Source organism: Streptomyces sp. NPDC104226, from assembly GCF_055584085.1.
In genome coordinates this window covers 437,487-456,117 of sequence record NZ_JBVJMS010000001.1, presented here as the reverse complement: position 1 = coordinate 456,117, position 18,631 = coordinate 437,487, and the positions used below count along the sequence as shown (strand labels likewise).

At 73.1% G+C, this 18,631-nt stretch carries 16 protein-coding genes; 4 read left to right on the top strand and 12 right to left on the bottom strand.

The features are described from left to right. Nucleotide 1 precedes the first annotated feature (1 nt). The gene (locus ACZ60J_RS02070; RefSeq protein ID WP_469678181.1) at nucleotides 2–562 is read right to left on the bottom strand and encodes a GNAT family N-acetyltransferase; all 561 of its coding nucleotides are present in this window, start codon (nucleotides 560–562) and stop codon (nucleotides 2–4) included. 74 nt (nucleotides 563–636) lie between these two features. Here ACZ60J_RS02070 and ACZ60J_RS02065 point away from each other — a divergent pair, with 74 nt between their 5' ends. Continuing rightward, nucleotides 637–990 (top strand): VOC family protein, encoded by a 354-nt coding sequence (locus ACZ60J_RS02065; RefSeq protein WP_469678179.1) that lies wholly within the window; start codon nucleotides 637–639, stop codon nucleotides 988–990. Nucleotides 991–1,038: 48 nt separating this feature from the next. On the opposite strand, the gene ACZ60J_RS02060 is transcribed toward ACZ60J_RS02065, so the two are convergent. The 4 genes from ACZ60J_RS02060 to ACZ60J_RS02045 form a co-directional block, all read right to left on the bottom strand. Then, entirely contained in the window at nucleotides 1,039–2,370 is a 1,332-nt protein-coding gene (locus tag ACZ60J_RS02060; protein WP_469678177.1) for an MFS transporter, read from the bottom strand. Between the two features lie 106 nt (nucleotides 2,371–2,476). After that, nucleotides 2,477–3,088: an RNA 2',3'-cyclic phosphodiesterase gene (thpR, locus tag ACZ60J_RS02055; RefSeq protein ID WP_469678175.1), complete on the bottom strand. Its 612-nt coding sequence runs from the start codon at nucleotides 3,086–3,088 to the stop codon at nucleotides 2,477–2,479. Between the two features lie 79 nt (nucleotides 3,089–3,167). Continuing rightward, nucleotides 3,168–3,656 carry an isochorismatase family protein gene (locus tag ACZ60J_RS02050; RefSeq protein WP_469678173.1) on the bottom strand — a complete coding sequence of 163 codons (489 nt, stop codon included), beginning with the start codon at nucleotides 3,654–3,656 and terminating at the stop codon, nucleotides 3,168–3,170. A 53-nt stretch (nucleotides 3,657–3,709) separates the two neighbouring features. Further along, a complete protein-coding gene (locus tag ACZ60J_RS02045) occupies nucleotides 3,710–4,618 on the bottom strand; it encodes a GlxA family transcriptional regulator (RefSeq protein WP_469679086.1) in 909 nt (302 codons plus the stop codon). Nucleotides 4,619–4,757: 139 nt separating this feature from the next. Between ACZ60J_RS02045 and ACZ60J_RS02040 the strand changes: the two genes are divergently transcribed. Continuing rightward, nucleotides 4,758–5,420 (top strand): MBL fold metallo-hydrolase, encoded by a 663-nt coding sequence (locus ACZ60J_RS02040; RefSeq protein ID WP_469678171.1) that lies wholly within the window; start codon nucleotides 4,758–4,760, stop codon nucleotides 5,418–5,420. Between the two features lie 113 nt (nucleotides 5,421–5,533). After that, nucleotides 5,534–8,104 carry a discoidin domain-containing protein gene (locus ACZ60J_RS02035; RefSeq protein WP_469678169.1) on the top strand — a complete coding sequence of 857 codons (2,571 nt, stop codon included), beginning with the start codon at nucleotides 5,534–5,536 and terminating at the stop codon, nucleotides 8,102–8,104. Nucleotides 8,105–8,178: 74 nt separating this feature from the next. Here ACZ60J_RS02035 and ACZ60J_RS02030 read toward each other — a convergent pair whose 3' ends face one another. Together ACZ60J_RS02030 and ACZ60J_RS02025 are read right to left on the bottom strand one after the other, a co-directional pair. Further along, nucleotides 8,179–9,237 carry an alpha/beta hydrolase family protein gene (locus ACZ60J_RS02030; protein WP_469678167.1) on the bottom strand — a complete coding sequence of 353 codons (1,059 nt, stop codon included), beginning with the start codon at nucleotides 9,235–9,237 and terminating at the stop codon, nucleotides 8,179–8,181. Further along, entirely contained in the window at nucleotides 9,234–10,157 is a 924-nt protein-coding gene (locus ACZ60J_RS02025; RefSeq protein ID WP_469678165.1) for a zinc-binding dehydrogenase, read from the bottom strand. The genes ACZ60J_RS02030 and ACZ60J_RS02025 overlap by 4 nt, the downstream gene beginning before the upstream one ends. Nucleotides 10,158–10,246: 89 nt before the next feature. Here ACZ60J_RS02025 and ACZ60J_RS02020 point away from each other — a divergent pair, with 89 nt between their 5' ends. After that, nucleotides 10,247–11,263, top strand: a complete 1,017-nt coding sequence (locus ACZ60J_RS02020; protein ID WP_469678163.1) for a LysR family transcriptional regulator — start codon at nucleotides 10,247–10,249, stop codon at nucleotides 11,261–11,263. A gap of 16 nt (nucleotides 11,264–11,279) precedes the next feature. On the opposite strand, the gene ACZ60J_RS02015 is transcribed toward ACZ60J_RS02020, so the two are convergent. From ACZ60J_RS02015 to ACZ60J_RS01995, 5 genes are all read right to left on the bottom strand, one after another. After that, nucleotides 11,280–12,542 carry an MFS transporter gene (locus ACZ60J_RS02015; RefSeq protein WP_469678161.1) on the bottom strand — a complete coding sequence of 421 codons (1,263 nt, stop codon included), beginning with the start codon at nucleotides 12,540–12,542 and terminating at the stop codon, nucleotides 11,280–11,282. A 202-nt stretch (nucleotides 12,543–12,744) separates the two neighbouring features. Then, the gene (locus tag ACZ60J_RS02010; RefSeq protein ID WP_469678159.1) at nucleotides 12,745–16,116 is read right to left on the bottom strand and encodes a S8 family peptidase; all 3,372 of its coding nucleotides are present in this window, start codon (nucleotides 16,114–16,116) and stop codon (nucleotides 12,745–12,747) included. 171 nt (nucleotides 16,117–16,287) lie between these two features. Next, a complete protein-coding gene (locus ACZ60J_RS02005) occupies nucleotides 16,288–16,611 on the bottom strand; it encodes a putative quinol monooxygenase (RefSeq protein ID WP_469678157.1) in 324 nt (107 codons plus the stop codon). Nucleotides 16,612–16,642: 31 nt separating this feature from the next. Next, nucleotides 16,643–17,671 (bottom strand): DUF7847 domain-containing protein, encoded by a 1,029-nt coding sequence (locus ACZ60J_RS02000; protein WP_469678155.1) that lies wholly within the window; start codon nucleotides 17,669–17,671, stop codon nucleotides 16,643–16,645. Between the two features lie 129 nt (nucleotides 17,672–17,800). Further along, the gene (locus ACZ60J_RS01995) at nucleotides 17,801–18,478 is read right to left on the bottom strand and encodes a TetR-like C-terminal domain-containing protein (RefSeq protein ID WP_469678154.1); all 678 of its coding nucleotides are present in this window, start codon (nucleotides 18,476–18,478) and stop codon (nucleotides 17,801–17,803) included. Between the last annotated feature and the right edge of the window lie 153 nt (nucleotides 18,479–18,631).

Genomic DNA, 18,631 nt, shown 5'->3' with positions numbered 1-18,631 from the left:
CTCAGTGCGCGGGGCGCCGCACGTGCAGGTGACCGTCGAGCGGGTAGTCGGGCGGCAGGGCCGGGAGGACGGCCTCGAACCCGTAGCCGGCCTTCTCCGCGACCCGGCAGGACGCCGCGTTGTCCACCTGGTGGAGGAGTTCGAGCCGCTCCAGCCCCCGGCTCCGGAAAGCATCGAAGGCCCAGGCGGTGACCACCTCCAGGGCCCGGGGAGCGACCCCCTGCCCGCGGGCCGGAGCCGAGGTCCAGTACCCGACCTCGGCGGAAGCCTTGCCGGGGAAGACCTCCTTCACCGCCACGCTGCCCACCAACCGCGGCTGCGGACCGCCGGGCACGTCGCGCAGGACGGCGAAGCCGAACCGCGAACCCCCGGCCCACTGCCGCTCCTGGTCCCGCACCCACCGCAGCCCGTCGTCCTCGCTCTCCAGCCGGGTCCCCGCCCACCGGCCCAGGTCCCGGTGGATCTCGACGAGGGCGGCAACGTCCTGCGCCCGCCAGGGGCGAAGGTGGAGGGCGGGGGAGGTGGCTGTCGCCGCAGCCGTCAGCGTGATGTCCGGTCGCACGGGTGGGACCTGCCTTTCGGGAAACTCGGCGTTTTCGCGGTCCTGTGCGCGGGGGACCCTGGCAGGATCGCGGCATGGAACGTGTGCAGGGGATCGGTGGGTATTTCGTGCGGGCCGCGGATCCGGGGGCCCTGGGCGCCTGGTACCGGGACTGCCTCGGGCTGGACTCGGACGAGCACGGTCTGTGGCGTCAGGCGGCCGGGCCGACGGTGTTCGCGCCGTTCGAGTCCGGGACCGACTACTTCGGGTCCCCCGCCCAGCAGACCATGCTCAACTTCCGCGTCCGCGACCTGGACGCGATGCTCGCGCAGCTGCGCGCCAAGGGAGCGGACGTGGCCCCGGAGACCCAGGACATGGACGGGGTCGGCCGGTTCGGCTGGGTCACCGATCCAGAGGGCAACCGGATCGAACTGTGGCAGCCCGCCTGAGCGCGGCTTCCCGGGGAAGGCCGTGACCGGGCGGGCTGCGGGGTTCCCTCAGGCGGAGGCCGTGGTGGCCGGCTCGCGGGTGGAGGCCGCGGGGGCCGGAGTTGAGGCCGGCGCCGGCGGGACTGCGTAGACCGCCTCCGCCGGGAGGTGGCGCTCCAGCCGGGTCAGGGCGAGCGCGGCGCCCAGCGCGGCGACCGTCAGGAACGCCCAGGGCAGGCGGCCGTCGAGTGCGAGCAGCCCCGTGAAGAGGGACGGGGCCAGCGCGGTGGCCAGGGAGTACGACAGCTGGTAGGTGGCGAGGTAGCGGCCGCGTACGGCCTCGGGCGCGGCGGAGACCGACAGGGCGCCGCCCGAGGGGCTGTGGACCAGTTCGCCGACCGTGTAGACCACCACGATCACCAGCAGGGCGACCAGGGTCGCCGTCTGGCCGGGCCGGACCGTGCCGAGCACGATCTGCCCCACGAAGGCCGCGGCGAAGAGCAGTGCCCCGAGGGCCGCGGAGCGGGTGCGCCGGGCTCCGGAGCGGCGGACCCGGCCGGCGATCAGGACGCCGATCCCGGCGCAGAGGGCGGTGTTGACGGTGAAGGCCGCACCGGTCAGGGAATCGGGCCCGTGCAGCCAGGTGGTGATGTAGAGGGGGAAGAGGACGGACAGGGCCGAGTACCCGAGCGCGGTCAGGAAGTTGGTGGCGGTCAGGCCGAGGAAGGGCCGGTCGGCGATCACCATCCGGTAGCCCGCGGGCGGACGCTTTGCCGAGGCGGGTGCGCCGCCGCCCGTGCCGGGCTCGCCGTTCACGAGGTCCCGTACCGGCCGCACACGGCTGACGAGCAGTCCGGCGAGCGCGAAGGCGACCGCGTTGCCCCAGGCGGTGTACGTGAACCCCTCCGTGCCCCACAGGGCCAGGACCCCGGAGACGACCAGGGCGCCGGCGCCCATGCCCGCGTTCTGCAGGGCCCGGATGGAGGCCTGGAGGCGGTCGCGTGCGCCGCCCCGGGCCACTTCCCCGATGAGCGACTGCTGCACGATGGGGAAGGAGCGGTCGGCGAGGGCCGTGATCAGCGCGACGGCGGCGAAGGCGGGGAGCGACCCGGCGAACGGGTAGAGGGCGAAGCCCAGGGCCCGTACCGCGTAGAGCAGCAGGTTGACCTTCCTGGCTCCGAAGCGGTCGACGGCCGAACCGGCGAGCGGCATGACCGCGAGCCCCGCCAGGCCGGTCACCGTCAGCACGATGCCGACGAGGGCGAAGGAGAGGCCGGTGACGTGGTGGAAGAAGACGAGCGAGAAGGGGATGTACATCCCGATCCCGATCGCGCTGATTCCCACTCCGAGGAGCAGCGACCGTTCGCCCGCCACCCGTTCCTCGCGCATGCCCTTGATCACGTCGATCTCCCCCTGATTAGATTGCCAGGAAGTAGCTTAGCGCTAAGTAGCTTTGCGTCAAGGGAATTTTCTTTGCGGTCGCGAGCGGAGGCCGCCCGCCTCTCGCTCAGTCCTCCCAGTGGTCCGCTCCGGGCTGCTCCCCGCCGCGGAGGTTCCACGCCTCGATGTCGCGGTAGTGGATCGGCCCCGGACCGCGGCCGATGTTGCTGCCGACCAGGTGCAGGCGCTCCGTCCGCCAGTGGCGGCCGGAGAACCCGGCGAGTCCCGCGGCGGCCTCCACCGCCGAGTCGGCGTCGTTCCGGCGGGCGCGGGCCAGCGTCAGATGGGGTCGCAGCGGCCGGTCTTCGAAGGGGATGCCGCACTCCTTGACCACGGTGCGGACATCGGCGGCGAGCCGGTGCAGCCCGTCGAGATCCCCGTCGATCCCGCTCCAGAGCACCCGCTCACCGAAGTGGCCGCCCCCGCGCAGGGCCAGGCGTACGGGACCGCGCGCCGCCGCGAGCTCCGCGAGCGGCGGCCGCAGGAGCGGGACCGCCTCGACGGGCAGCTCGCCGAGGAACGCCAGGGTGATGTGCCAGTCCTCGATGCGGTTCCACCGCATGTGCGGGTACGCGGCGTACGCGGGTCCCAGCTCGCGCTCGAGTTCCTGCTTCGCGTCGTCGGGCGGGGCGAGGGCGATGAACACGCGGACGGTCGCGGGCCCGGTCCGTTCGCTCACCTCGTTCACGGGAGGCTGCGCACAGTGCTTCGGGCCGCGCTTGGGTCGGTGCTTCGGCAGGTCCGGTCCTTCATCGTGATCAGGTGTAATCCGCCGTGTTGTGCACGTCGCCGAACCTGGGGAAGATCCGCTCCACCGCGAACGCGTGCTCGTCGGCGGCGAAACCGGACATGGCGTCGGCCACGAACTCCAGCTCGTAGCCGAGGTCGCTCGCGGCCCGCGCCGTGGACTCGACCCCCATCGTGGTGACCAGTCCGCCGAGCACCAGCGTGTCCACGCCCAAGCCGCGCAGCCGCTCGTCCAGGCCGGTGTCCTGGAAGGCCCCGACGGTGTGCTTCACGATCAGTACGTCGCCCGGCCGCACCAGACCGTCGGCGAAGCCACTGCCCGGCGGCTGCTCGGCGACGCCGGGCCGGTCCACCCGGACGAGCACCACGGGGCGCCCGTTCGCCCTGAAGGCCTCGGCCAGCCGGAGGCAGCGGGCCAGTACCTCGTCACCGGAGTGCGGGGCGACCGGCATGCCGATGATGCGGGGCATCAGGTCGATGAGGATCAGTGCGGAGGTCACGGGAACGATCATAGGACAGGGCCCTACCGCCGAGAGGGGCCCCGCGGCAACGGTCAGGGCGTGCTCGTGAAGGAGCGGCGGTAGGAGCGGGGCGGGACACCCCTGCGCCGTACGAACTGTTCCCGCAGGACCGCTGCGCTGCCGTAGCCCACCCGGCGGGCGATCTCCTCGACGGGCAGGTCCGTGCTCTCCAGGAGCTCCTCCGCACTGCTCAGCCGGAGGTTCCGCAGCCAGGCGTGCGGGGTGGTGCCCGTCGCGGCGGTGAACCGGCGGGCGAAGGAGCGCTTGCTCATCATGGCGCGGCGGGCCAGCTCCGTGACGGGAAGCGGCTCGTGGAGGTGGTCACGGGCCCAGGCGAGCACCTCGGAGAGCCGCTCGTCCCGGCAGTCCTCGGGGACGGGGGCGGCCAGGTACTGGGCCTGCCCGCCGTCGCGGTGCGAGGGCAGCACCATGTCCCGGGCCACGCCGTTGGCCATCGCGGCCCCGTGCTCCCGGCGCAGCAGGTGCAGGCACAGATCGAAGCCGGCGGCGGCTCCGGCGCCCGTGACGATCCTCCCCTCGTCGATGTACAGGGCGTCCGCTTCGACGGCGACGTCCGGATGGCGGCGGGCCAGCAGCTCGGCGAACCGCCAGTGCGTGGTGGCCCGCAGCCCGTCGAGCAGCCCGGCCTCGGCGAGCGCGAACGTGCCGACGCAGTGGGCCGCGAGCACGGAGCCGCCCTCATACGCGCAGACCAGCGCCCCGAGCACCGCGGGACCTGGCGGCGTACGGAAACCCGCCCCCGGCAGGGCGATCACCAGGTCCGCGGCGGCCAGCCGGTCGAGCCCGTGCTCGATCGCCAGCGGCACCCCGATGTCGGTGGGGACCGGCCCGGGCCGCTCGGCGCACAGGGCGAAGTCGAAGCCGGGCAGGCCCTGCCCGTGCGGGCCGAAGACCTCGGAGACGATCCCGACGGCGAGCATGCCGACACCGGGCGGGACGTACGCGGCGACGGTCGCGAAAGGGGGCACGGGGGCAGTCTGCCACCCCTGGCACGAATCCTGCGATCACTGGCAGGTGTGCCACTCGTACGCCCCCGTCCGCCTCGGCAGGATTGCAGCCATGACGAACACGACGAACACCGCGACCACGACGAACACCACGACGGACTTCGCGACCGGCACCGCGACCGGCACCGACGCACCGCTCGGCCGCAGCGCCGTCTACAAGGTCCTGACCACCGGCTACGTCGGCTCCACCGGCCCCGGGGTCGCCGCCACCGTCTCCTACGTATCGGATGCCGGCCGGCACTTCGTCTTCGACCCGGGCATGGTGGCGAGCCACGCGGACATCCTCGGTCCGCTCGCGGAACTGGGGCTGGGCCCCGAGGACATCACCGACGTGGTGCTCAGCCACCACCACCCCGACAACACCATGAACGTGGGCCTGTTCGGCGGGGCCCGGGTGCACGACCACAAGGTCGAGTACCAGGGCGACCAGTGGACGAACCGGGACGCCGAGGGGTACGAACTCACCCCCTCCCTGCGCCTGATCCGCACGCCGGGGCACAGCCACGAGGACATCACCCTGCTGGCCGGGACCGATGAGGGTGTGGTGGCCTTCGCGGGCGATCTGTGGTGGCACGCGCAGGGCCCCGCCGACGACCCGGTGGCCCCGGACCGCGAGGTGCTGCGCGCCTCCCGGCTGCGGGTGCTCGCCGCGGCGGACCTGATCGTCCCCGGTCACGGCGGCCCGTTCGCCGCCGGCGACACCGTGCCGGTCTAGCGGGTGTCCTGGGAAGGCTGCGGTTTTGCGTCAACTCTTCGCTCGTTTGGGTGAGTTGTCGCCCAGCTGACCTATCTTCCATGGGGCATACCGGTTCGCCCCAGGAGGTCAGATTGCAGTCCAGGCGCTTCCTCGCCCTACCCCGCGCACTACGCCGATCCCGTCTGCTCATCGCCTTCGGCCTCGGCGCGCTGCTGATCGGCTTCACGCCGTGGCTCGGGGTCGCGAGCCAGGCCGCGGCCGGCCGGGGTCCGGATCCCCGATCCGCGTCCGTGCCGTCCCCCGCGCCCTTCGGCGATCAGGCGGCGAAGCAGTCGCCGCACCACGGCATCGCACCGGCCAACGCGATGGAGCCGACGGCCCCCGTCCTCGACCGGACCGGGTGGACGGCGGTGGCGAGCGACGAGGAGACGGCCCGGGAGAACGGCCGTGCCTCGCAGGTCCTCGACGGGGACACCGCCACCATCTGGCACAGCCGGTGGTCGGGCACCCCGGCTCCGCTCCCGCACAGCATCACCATCGACATGCACCGCACGGCGGTCGTATCGGCGCTCGTCTACACCCCGCGCACCAACGGGGTCAACGGGCGCGTCGGTGAGTACAGCCTCAGCCTCAGCGCGGACGGGGTGAACTGGCCGGCCCCGGTCGCGGGCGGCACGCTCGCGGACGACGGGAGCGCCAAGACGCTCGGGTTCGCTCCGCAGGGGGCCCGGTTCGTCCGGCTGACGGCGCTCACCGAGGCCGGCGCCCGCGGCCCGTGGACCTCCGCCGCCGAGATCAACCTGCTCGGCGACCCCGGCACCCCGGAAGCCACCGTCGACCTGGCACGGACCGGTTGGACGGCGGTGGCGAGCGACGAGGAGACGGCCCGGGAGAACGGCCGTGCCTCGCAGGTCCTCGACGGGGACACCGGCACCATCTGGCACAGCCGGTGGTCGGGCACCCCGGCTCCGCTCCCGCACAGCATCACCATCGACATGCACCGCACGGCCGCCGTCTCCGCACTCGTCTACCACCCCCGCACGAACGGCACCAACGGCCGGGCGGGCGCGTACACCGTCACCACCAGCACCGACGGAACCGCCTTCGGCGCTCCGGTGGCCGCGGGGACCTGGCGCGACGACGACACCGTCAAGACCGCCACCTTCACCCGTACCGCGAACGCCCGGTTCGTGCGGCTGACCGTGACCACCGAGGCCGGCGCCCGCGGTCCGTGGACCTCCGCCGCCGAGATCCGCCTGAGCGGGCCGGCCGCCCCCGCCGTCCACGGATCCTGGGGCCGGATCACCGGCTTCCCCCTGGTCCCCGTGGCCACGGCCGTGCTCCCGGGCGACAAGCTGCTGGCCTGGTCGGCGTACGCGGTGGACCGCTTCGGCGGCAGCAACGGCTACACCCAGACCGCGATCCTCGACCTGAAGACCGGCAAGGTCACCCAGCGCCGCATCGACAACACCGGGCACGACATGTTCTGTCCCGGCATAGCCATGCTGGCCGACGGCCGCGTGCTGGTCACCGGGGGCAGCAACGCGGAGAAGGCCAGCATCTACGACCCCGCCACCGACACCTGGTCGGCCACCGCCGCCATGAACATCCCCCGCGGCTACCAGGCCATGACGCTCCTCTCCACCGGCGAGGCCTTCGTCCTGGGCGGATCCTGGAGCGGGCCCGCGGGAGACAAGGCGGGTGAGGTCTGGTCGCCGCTCACCCGGACCTGGCGCGGACTCCCGGGAGTCCCCGCACTCCAGGCCTCCACGGCCGACCCGGCCGGACCCTACCGCGCCGACAACCACATGTGGCTGCACGCCACTTCGGGCGGCAAGGTGCTGCAGCTCGGGCCGAGCAAGCAGATGAACTGGATCACCACGACCGGGACGGGCAGCATCACCTCTGCCGGCACCCGGGCCGACAGCGCCGACGCCATGACGGGCAACGCCGTCGCCTACGACATCGGCAAACTGCTCACCCTGGGCGGCTCGCCCGCCTACCAGAACACCCCCGCCACGAACCGCGCCTACACCGTGAGCATCGCCGGCAGCCAGGTCGAAACCGCCCGTACGGGAGACATGGCGTACGCGAGGGCCTTCGCCAACAGCGTGGTCCTGCCCGACGGCAAGGTGATCGTCTTCGGCGGACAGAGCTACCCGGTCCCGTTCAGCGATGCGACCTCGGTCCTCACCCCCGAACTGTGGGACCCCGCGACCGGTGCCTTCACCCCGCTCGCCACGATGGCCGTTCCGCGCAACTACCACAGCGTGGCGAACCTGTTGCCGGACGGCCGGGTCTTCTCCGGCGGCGGAGGCCTGTGCGGCGACTGCGCCACCAACCACGCCGACGGAGCCGTCTTCACCCCGCCGTACCTGCTCAACCCGGACGGATCCGCGAAACCCCGCCCCGAGATCACGGGGAACGTCCCCGCCCGAACCTCCCCGGGCACCACCCTGACGCTCACCACCGCCACCGGCACCCCGGCGGCATCCTTCGTCCTGATGCGTGCGGCGGCAGCGACCCACTCCACCGACAACGACCAGCGACGGGTCCCCCTCGCGTCCACGGCCACGGGAACCGGCACCCACACGGTGTCCATCCCCGCCGACCCGGGCGTGGTCCTGCCGGGGAACTACATGCTCTTCGCCCTCGACGCCAAGGGAGTACCGAGCGCGGCCCGCTTCCTCACCATCTCCTGACCGTCTCCCGACCCCGTACACCGCACACCACCCGCCCGGCCGGAGCCTTCACGCCCCGGCCGGGCGGGCCCGTGCTACGGGGCTTTCGCGGGGGCGGCGAGGGCTGTGGTGAGCCAGTCCGTCGTGGTGGGGAGCCAGTCGGGCCGGGCGTTGCCGAGAAGGTGGTCGCCCGGGGGAACCAGGAGGTGCTCGCCCTTCGGTGCCCGGCGGGCCAGTTCCGAGCCGGCGGTGACGCCGGGGACCCGGTCCTCGCCGCCGTCGACCACCAGGAGGGGGCACGCGATGCGCGACGCCAGGGTCGACAGGTCGACCTCGGCGGTGAACGCGCGTGCCGCGCCGGTCCCTCCGGCACGCTGGGCGAGCAGGTCCCGCAAGGGCGGCGGCAGGGCGTCCCAGTCGAGGCGGTGGGGGCCGCTCACCACTGCCGCGGCTGCCACGCGGGGTTCGAGGGCCGCGCTGCGTGCGACGTAGTAGCCGCCCAGGCTGAGGCCGATCAAGCCGACGCGCTCGACGCCGAGGGCGTCGATGACCTGGGCGATCACCCGGTCGTAGTCGGGGCGCAGGGTCGTGGAGGCCGCGAGTGCGCCCTGCCCCGGGCCGTCCATGGTGAACACGGCCGAACCCCTGCGCAGCAGGGCCGCGGTGACCCGGTGGAATTCCTCCTTGCCGGAGTCGAGTCCGGGGACCACGATCACCGTGGACGGTGCGTCGGCGGGGCCGCGCAGCCATCCGGTGAAGGCGGGACCCTCCAGCCGACGGGCGCCGGGCTCCAGCAGGGCCAGGGCGCGGCCCATGGCGGCGTCCGCCTCCGCGGCGGCGGCCGCGTGGTGCGCGGCGCCGCCCGCGTGCGGAGCCAGGGTGGCGAAGTGGAACCACCGTGCCGCCGCCTGCTCGTACTCGCCCGCGGAGACGGCAGAGACGGCAGTGACGGCGGTGACGGCAGTCGCCTCCCGTGCGCGCGCCACGTACTCCCGGGCGGTACGGATCAGCGCCTCGCTCCATGCACCGACGGAGTCGGCCCCGTCCGTGGCGCGCAGGTACGCGTGGGGATCGAGCCCGGCCCCGGTGGCCCGGGTGAACTGGGCGGCGGCGAAGGCGGACGCGGTCGCGAGGCCGGTGGACCGTGTGCTCATCGTGCCGCTCCCGTCGTCAGGACGGCCTTGCCGCGGATCCGGCGCTCCCGCAGGTCCACCAGGGTCCGGGGGGTCCGTTCCCAGTCGTCGACGCGGCCGATCTCCGGCCGCAGCCGCCCGCGGTCCACCAGGCGGACCAGCGTCGCCAGGTCCTCGCCGTAGGGGGCGCCGGCGTACTGGAAGTGCCGGATCGAGGCGCCTGCCGGACCCGCGAAGAAGTCGAAGAAGTCGAGCGTGACCGGTGTCCGGCTCGCCTGGCCGAACCAGATCAGCGTGCCTCCGGCGGCCAGTGCGGCCAGCGCCTGCGGCAGGGCGGTGCCGCCGGTGGACTCCAGCACCAGGTCGAACGGCCCCCGTGCTTCCGTCACCTCGCGCACGACGGCGGTCGCGCCCCGTTCGAGCAGTCCCTCGCCGCGCGCGGCGGTGGCGGTCACGGCGGTGACGTCCGCGCCCGAGGCGGCGGCGAGTTCGGTCAGGTAGTGGCCCACCCCGCCCGCCGCACCGGTGAGCAGGATGCGCCGGCCCGCCACGCTGCCGGCCGTGCGCAGCAGCCGGAGGGCCGTGATCCCGGCCAGCGGCAGGGCCGCGGCCCGGACGGCGTCGATGCCGTCCGGGAGCACGGCCAGGGAGTGCGTGGGCACGGCGACGTACTCCGCCCAGCCGCCCAGCGGCGGATGGCCGACGACGCGGGCGCCGACCGGCGGCCCGGACCCGTCGGCCGCCGCCTGTACCACGAGCCCCGCGACGTCCTTCCCGGGAAGCAGCCCCGGCCGCGGGTTCTCCAGCAGAAAGGTCTCGCCGCGGTTCGGCGCGAACGCCTCCACCCGGACCAGGGCCTCGTCCGCGGCCGGGACGGGCTGCGCGACGTCGGCGAACTCCACCGGCCGTGCCGGATCGCCCGTGGGAATCAGTCTCTTCATGCGGATCATGGAAGCGGCGGCACTCGCGCACCGTCCAACAACCCCCGGGACCGGGCGACAATCAAAGGTTGTCGCCTAAGGTGAGGGCCGTGGATCTGGACCTCGCACAGGTGCGTGCCTTCGTACTGACCGCCCAGGAGCTGCACTTCGGACGCGCGGCCGCGACCCTGTCGATTTCCCAGCAGGCCCTGTCGAAGCGGATCGCCCGCCTGGAATCCGGGCTCGGCGCCGAGCTGTTCCACCGGGGCGGCCACGGCGTACGGCTCACCGAGGCCGGCCGGCGCTTCCTGGACCCGGCCCGGCGGGCCCTGGCCGCCGCCGAACGGGCCGTGGCCGCCGTACGCGGCGAACGGCGGCCGCTACGGGTCGACGTATGGGGCCACCTCTACGCACCGATGCGGACCCTGGCCCAGGTGGCCGCGCACGCCCCCGGACCGGCCATGGAGCTGGGGCACGGACGCGATCTGCCCGCGGTGGCCGCAGCCCTCCTCCACGGGGACGTCGACGCGGCGTTCGGCCGGGTCCACCCGCCCCTGCCCGAAGGGCTGACGCACCGTCTGGTGCGGCTGGAGCCGGTGGACGTGGTCCTCGGTGCGGACCATCCCCTGGCGGGAGAAGCCTCGCTCCGGCCCGGTCGTCTGGCGGAGAGCGTGCTGTGGACCCCCGGCGCCCTCGACCGGCTCGACTTCCTGCACCGCTTCGCCGAGCGGTTCGGCGTCCGCGAGCACGCCGAGGGCCCGAACCTGGGAGCGGAGCACTTCCTGGCCGGACTGTCCGGGGACGCGCGCCGCTTCGCGCTGATGCCGGCCGACGTGCCGCTCCCGCGGATCCCGGGCATCAGGTCCGTTCCGCTGGTGGACCCCACACCGCTCTACGCCTGGTCGCTCCTGTGGCGCGGGGACGGCGGGGGCGGAGGCGGCGAGCACGGAGACGTCGGGCACGGAGACGTCGGGCACGGAGACGGCGGGCGCCGTGAAGGCGCCGGGCACCCGTTGCTGGACACCCTGCTGGAAGCCTTCGCCGCGGAGGCCGGGCGCAGCCGCTGGCTGGAGTACGACCCGGCCCGCGACTGGCTGCCCGAACCGGGCACCTCCACCCTGCCCTGACGCCGGTGGCCCGGCTTCAGCCCAGCGGCTCGCGCTGCTTCCCCCGGGACGTGCGATCGCGCCGGGGGAGCAGCAGCGGGGTGGCCATGGCCAGGACACCGGCGGCCGCGAGGGCGGTGCGGGGTCCGGTGAAGGCGGCCAGCAGGCCCCACAGGGCGGTCAGTGCGGCGATGGACGCCTTGCTGGTCACCGACCAGGCGGACAGGACGCGGGCGACCCGGTCGGTCGGTGTCCGGGTGAGCCGGAGGGTGGCGAACACCGGGTTGAACACGCCCATGCAGGTGATCAGTCCGAACTCGACGGCCATGACGAGCACGAGCCCGCCGGGCCCGGAGTGGACGAAGGCCAGCCAGGGCAGCCAGCACGCCCGCAGCCACCCGGCGGTGATCATGACCCGGTGCTGCCCGAACCGCTCGACGAGCCGCGGGGCCAGCCGTGAGCCGAGCAGGCCCCCGGCGCAGGGCACGGCGAAGGCGAGCCCGTACTGCCAGGGCGAGAAACCGAGCGGGCCGAGCATGAGGACGGCGAGCAGCGGTGCGGTCGCCATGATCAGGCCGTTGACCAGGATGGTGTTCGCGAAGAGCGGGCGCAGCACGGGGTCGGCCAGGATGTACCTCCAGCCTTCGAACAGGTCGCGGAAGCGCGGGCGCGCCGGTCCTCCCGCGGGCGATGCCGCTGCGGCGGGGCGCGGCTCCTGGCCGCCGATCGCGCGGATCCCCGCCGCCGAGAGCAGGTAGCTCACCGCGTTGCCCACCACCGTCATCACCGGTCCGAACGCGGCGATCGCGACGCCGCCGACCGGGGGGCCGAGCATGGTCGCGGTCCAGGTGGTGGATTCGAAGCGGCCGTTCGCGACGATCAGGTCCTCCGGCCGGACGAGCGCCTTCAGGCAGGCGCCACTGGCCGCCGTGAAGGCGATGTCCGCGGCGCCGACGACGACCGCGACGACCAGGAGCTGGGTGAGGCCGAGCAGCCCGAGCGCGTACGCCGCGGGCACGCTCATCAGTGCCGCGAACCGGATCAGGTCCATGGCGATCATCACCGGCCGCTTGCGGCGGAACTCCACCCAGGGGCCGAGCGGCAGCGCCACCACCGCGGCGACGGCCGGTCCCGCGGCCGCCAGCGCGGACACCTCGGCGGGCCCGGCGTGCAGGGCGAGGATCGCGATCAGGGCGAAGGCGTCGAAGGCGAGCCAGGTGCCGAGCGTGCTGACCGTGTACGCCGCCCAGAGCCACCCGAACTGCCGTCCCAGCGACCGTCCGGTCCTCGTGATCGGCATGATCGGTGCAGCCCTCGCTCTCTCGCGCACCCGGTTTAGCGAACAAGCGTACGAATCTACTCGCTGCGACCGCTGCAATCAAAGCGAGCGGCACACCCCCGGGTCAAACGACGCCCCGGGCTCCGCGCCGCACGCGACCCGGAACCGGTCCGGCCCGGCACCCGCGCGATGCGGGGCCGGGCCGGAGCGGTGTACGGCAGGCTCAGGGAGCGAGCAGGTAGGCGTTGGTGATCGTCTGCCGCACGGAGTTGCCGGCCTTGTCCTTCAGGTCCACCCGGAACGACACGGCCTTGGCCGCCGCCGGGTGCTGCACGGTCACCGAACGCGCCCCGTCCGCGTCCGTCGCCACCGGGAGGAGCCGCCAGGTGGCGCCCCCGTCGAAGGAGACCCTGACCGCCAGCGCGGCGACCTGTCCCTCCCCGGCGGCCGGGCCGGCCAGTCGCAGCGGCACCTTCAGCGCGCCGCCCGCGGGCGCCGTTCCGCGCAGGCTCAGACTCGGCGCGAGCCGCACCGTGGACAGCGGCAGCGCCACGGCCCCGTCCGTGGCCGGACGGGCCGAGGCGAACGTCCAGATCGCGTTCACCTTGGTGCTGGTCGCCGTGTCCTTCGGGGACCGGGTCGCCTCCTTGGTCAGCCGGTACGTCGCCTTGCCTGCCGGGACCTCGGCGCTCAGCCAGCCGTTCGGATCGGTCTCGGCGATGACCCGGCCGCCGGACTCCAGCCGGGTGAAGCCGCCGGTGGTCACGGACGAGCCCGGGTGGCCGCCGCCGTCGTTGAAGAGCCCGACGTTGAAGTCCACGTAGTCACCGGTCCGTGTCGCCGCCTGCTCCCTCCCGGCCGCCAGGTTGGGGCCGACCACGCCGGTGTTGAAGTTCAGCGTGTACCGGCGGCCCGGCTGGTACGACCCGACGTCATGCGTGTAGATCATGCTCGGCTCGCCCTGGGGGTTGATCTGCGAGGCGACCCAGGACCAGCGCACCCCGCCTTCGGTGGTGACGTACTGGGTGCTCGCCAGCGGCAGGCTCTGCTCGGCGGGGTCCTGCACCCCGGAGGTGTAGCCGGTGGAGTCCGTCGGGGTCGCGTAGATCATCCCCTTGGCTCCGGTGACCGAGGCGCCGAATCCGAGTCTGACCTCGGCGACGTCGGCCTTGGTGAGCTTGCGGTCGAGCCCGGTGAACCAGGTGCCCGAACGGTTGAAGGCCAGCCGGTGGTCGATGTTCCTGCCCGCCGCCCCCGGCGTCTTCCACAGGCCGTTGTACTGCGCCCGGAGCGTGGGCGCGGCCGGGCCCAGGTGCTGGGTGAGGATCTTCGTGAACCCGTCCGTGGCCCACATGTCGGACACCATCGCGGCCTCGTCGTAGAACCCGGCGTAGGCGCTCACCAGCTTCGCGGTGGGATCCGGCGGGGTGACGGCGAACGGCTTGGCCTTGCGGGAATCGAAGGTGACCGTGGTCTTCCCGGTGAGCTTCAGCATCGGCTGGACGAAGAAGCCCAAGGTGGAGTCCGGGCCCCAGAGAACGCCTTCCAGCAGGTACTCGCCCTTGGGCAGCCGCTGGACGACCGTGCCGCTCTGGTCGTACGGGACCTCGAAGCGGCCCTCCGTTCCGGCGCCGAGCTTGGTGACCGTGGTGTAGTACGTCGCCGGGGCCCCGCCCTTGACGTCCAGGTGCTTCAGCGTGACGTCGTAGGACTCCACCTCGCGCTCGACCACGAGGCCGGTGCGCACCTGCTGCCCGTCCCCGGAGGCCAGCACGGTGCCGCCGAAGGCGCCGTCGACCGTGCCCTTGCGGGTGTCGGCGGTGACGGTGGTCGTCGCGGTACCCCCGGCGGGGACGGTGAGCTGGGCGTCCTTCACGGTGAACATCCCGGCCGGAGCCGGCCGGCCCGACGGGTCGGTGCCGGCCGTGCTCAGCTTCAGCGTGACCGGCTTGGTCCCGAGGTTGCGGTACGTGAGGGACTTGGACACAGGCTTGTCGTCGGCGTGCGGCCACAGCTGCGTACCGAAGGCGAGGGAACCGGGATCGGCGGTGACGACGGCCTTGCCGGCCCGGACCAGGTCGACGCGGCCCGCACCCTGTTGGTAGGCGTTGTACTTGGGGTTGGGTGTGGCCGAGGCGGTCAGCAGGGCCTTGATCCGGTCCCCGTTCCAGTCCGGGTGCTGCTGCTTGACCAGGGCCGCGGCCCCCGCGACGTGCGGGGTGGCCATCGAGGTGCCCGACATGGCGACGTAGCCCTCGGGGGGCCCGGGGTAGGTGCCCTGCGTGGTCGCGGCGGCGGTGATGTCGACGCCCGGGGCGGTGATGTCCGGCTTGGCCAGTCCATCGGCGGTCGGACCGCGGCTGGAGAACTCCGCGAGCTGGTCCTGCTTGTCCACCGCGCCGACGGTGAGCGCCGCCGTGGCGCTGCCGGGCGAGCGCAGCGTGCGGGGCTTGTCGCCCTCGTTCCCGGCGGCCACGACGAACAGAGCCTTGCCGGACAGCCGGGCGACCGCCTCCTCCTTGGGGTCGACGCCGGGCTCGTCGGGAGCGCCCAGGCTCATGTTGACCACGGCCGCGCCCTGGTCCACGGCCCACTGCATACCGCTGATGATCTCGGAGTCGGAGCCGAAGCCGTCGTCGTCCAGGACCTTGCCGTCCAGGAGCTGCACACCGGGTGCCACGCCCTTGTACAGGCCGCCCGACCGTGCGCCCGACCCGGCGATCGTGGAGGCCACGTGCGTACCGTGCCCGTACCGGTCCTTGGAGTCGGGCGAGCTGCTGAAGTTCTTCTGCAGCGTCTCGACGCCCTTGAGGTCCGGGTGGGTCTCGTCGACCCCCGTGTCCAGGACCGCCACCTTGATGCCCTTGCCGGTGAAGCCCGCCTTCCACATGGCGGGCGCGCCTATCTGGGGCACGCTCTTGTCCAGGGTCGCGCTCACCTTGCCGTCCAGCCACAGGTGGGCGACGGGCGGTACGGGCGCGGAGCCCAGCGTCCGGGCGTCCTTGCGGCCGGTGACCGCGGTCCACAGGGCCGCGGCCTCGGTCTTCGGCGCGTTGAACGCCTCGCCCGCCACCGCGGGCAGCTCGCGACGGTCACGGGCGACCGCCGCGAGCGTGTCCCCGGAGGCCCCGAAGGTCCTGGCCCCCGAGGCGTCGCTCCGGTAGCCGGCGATCAGGGGCAGCGTGCTGCGGTGCGCGTCGTCGTACCCGTCCCTGACCAGCCCGGCGACCTCGAACAGCCTGCGGTCGAGCACCCCGTCGGCGACCAGCCGCAGGGCGTCCTGCGGGATGACGTACGTGCGCGCGCCCTCGCGGCGCACCGAGAAGGCGGTCCCCTCACGGCCCGCGCCGCGGAGCACCTGCTCGACGCTGCCGTCGCCCTTGACGACGACCCGGTCTCCGGTGATCAGGGTCACCGTCGCCGACGGTTTCGACTCCTTCTTCGCCCGGCCCTCGGCCGAACCCCCCTTGCCGTCCCGGGCGGTGGTGCCTGCGGCCAGCGCCGGTGTCACGCCGACCGACACCGTCCCCGCGATCAGCGTCCCCGTCACCGCTGCGGCGAGCGCCGCAGATCGGGCCTTCCTCGTGAATCCCACCCGTGTTCCCCCGCGTTCGTGTCCATGCCCATGCGTGTGGTGTGGGGTATCACGCCGGACGGGGCCGTTCGGTTCTCCGCGGCCGAGGGAAAAATCAACATGCGCCCTCCGCCGACCCGCGGGGGAGCGGGCCGGGGGAGGGGCCGGGTGTGAAGTGGCGCCGGTCCGGCGTCAGTCGACCTGGAGTTCGCCCATCCGGCTCCAGCCGGTCGCGCCCTCGATGGTGGTGCTGACGATCTCCGGCGTCCGGGTGACCAGGGGGCGCATGGTCTCCAGCGCCTTGCGGAAGTGCGCGGAGGTGACGTGCGCTTCGGCGGCGTCGTCCTGGAACGCCTCGACCAGGACGTAGGTGTCCGGCTCTTCCAGACTGCGGGACCACTCGAACCACAGGTTGCCCGCCTCGCCGCGGGTGGCCTGCGTGAACTCCGAGACCAGCTCGGGCCACTGGTCGACGTACTCGGACTTGACGGGGAATTTGACCACAATGAAGATCATTCGAGCATTGTAGGCGTGAGCCCGCCGGGGTCTACGGAGCCGCAGCCGGCGCGGGGAACGCGGTGGCGGTGAGCGCCGCCGCGAGCTCCTCCTTGCGCATCCGCTGGTCGACGTAGAGCAGGGCGATGACCAACTGCGGGAAGCTGAACTGGAACAGCGCGCTGATGACGCCGCCGAGCAGCATGGCCCCGGTGTAGACCGCGAATCCGACGAGCAGGGTGCCGAGTTCCGGTGTGGGATCGTCCGCCCCCGGCAGGGTCGGGAAGAGGCCGAACATGCCGACGAAGCCGAACGGCATCTGGATGGCGTACCCCACGGCCGTCGCCACGACGTAACCGAGCAGCGAAATCCCGCACACCCTCCACCAGCTGTCACGGACCAGGTGCGAAGAACGCCGCAGGGCCGCGACGGGGCCCAGCCCCTCGCACACCGCCGCCGCGGGCGCGAGGCTGAAGCGGACCATGAGCCAGACCGAGAAGGGCACGCACAGCAGCAGGCCCAGCATGAGCAGGCCGAAGGCGGCCGGCGGACCGGAGCCGTCCAGGTCCGTGGACGTGACGATCAGCGGGATGCAGATCGCGTACAGCACGAGCATCGGCCCGCCCGCGGCCAGTGACGTGAGCAGCACGGTGCCGAGCACCGACGGCAGCCGTGACCAACTGCGGCGCCAGAGCGAGCCGAAGGTCACGGCGCGGCCGAGCACCGCTTCCTGGACCAACCCGGGGCACAGGGCGCTGAACAGCGCGGCGCCCACCGTCATCGCGATCAGCAGCACCACGGCCGCCGGTACGAAGGACAGGAAGAGGGCCGCCACGTCCGAGCCCCGGGGGTCTTCCCCCGGGGCGAGATCGAAGACGGCGGAGAACCGGTCGAAGGCGGCCGCGAAGGTGACGGCGAGGGTCGCGGCGACCAGCAGGATCCCGATCCCCTGGACGACGGCCATGACGCCGATCAGGGGCTTCCAGTACCGCCGGAAGGTCGCGAAGGCACCGCTCAGCACCTCGCCCGTGGCGAGCGGCCGCAGCGGTATGACGCCCGGCTGGGGCGCGGGAGGCGGCATCCAGCCACCTCCCCACTGCGGCGGTACGGGCTGACCCGGGTGGTGACCCCACCCAGCGTGATGCGACATCGCGTTTCCCCCTCGAATGAAGGGCTACGGTAACTCCCGCAAAAACCCTGGCCAAAGCCGTTAGCGGGCGTCCCCGTCCAGAGGGACCACGAGTCCGATGCCTTCGGCCGTCACGGCGACGGCGTAGTCGAAGAACGCGGCCTCGTCCCGGACGCTGTCGTGGGTGCGGCTGAAGACCTGGAACACCAGGAGGCCGATCAGGCTGCTCCACAGCACGATCCCGCGCTCGATGACGTCCGAGTACGGTGCCGGGGGCAAGCCGCCGAAGGCCTCCACGGCAGCCGGCAGCAGCAGCGGCGGCCCGGGCACCGTCCGCCGGGGCGGGGTGAGTTCGCCGCCCTCCAGGGCCGCGCCCACGATGCGGGCGAGGACTCCGGGCGTGCGGGAGGCGGGCAGGACGGTGTCCTGCGGGGCGTGGTAACCGGGGACGGGCGATCCGTAGATCAGGGTGAACTCGGCGGGGTGGTCGAAGGACCACGTCCGCAGCGCACGCGTGACCGCGAGGAGCCTCGCCCCCGCCGGTGCGCCCGCGCCGGCGGCGGCCTCGTCGGCCTGCTCCATGGCCGCGCCGGACGCGTCGTAGGCATCGATGACGAGCGCGGTCAGCAGGTCGTCCCGGTGCGGGAAGAGCGCCCGTACCTCGTCGGCGGCGCGACCGCAGTCCTGGGCGACCGAGTCCGGGGACAGTCCTGCACCGCCCAGCTTCAGCAGGTGTGCCCGCGCGGTGTCCTTGATCAATTCTGACAGGATCGCAGCGTCGGATGTCGAATTCGTTGCGTGATCGTCCATGCCGAAACCGTACCTGCCGTCCACAACTGCCTTGTGAGCGCCCGAGTGCGCTGATGTCGCCGTACGCCGTCCCGCCCCGGGTGCGTGAAGATCGCAGGTGGG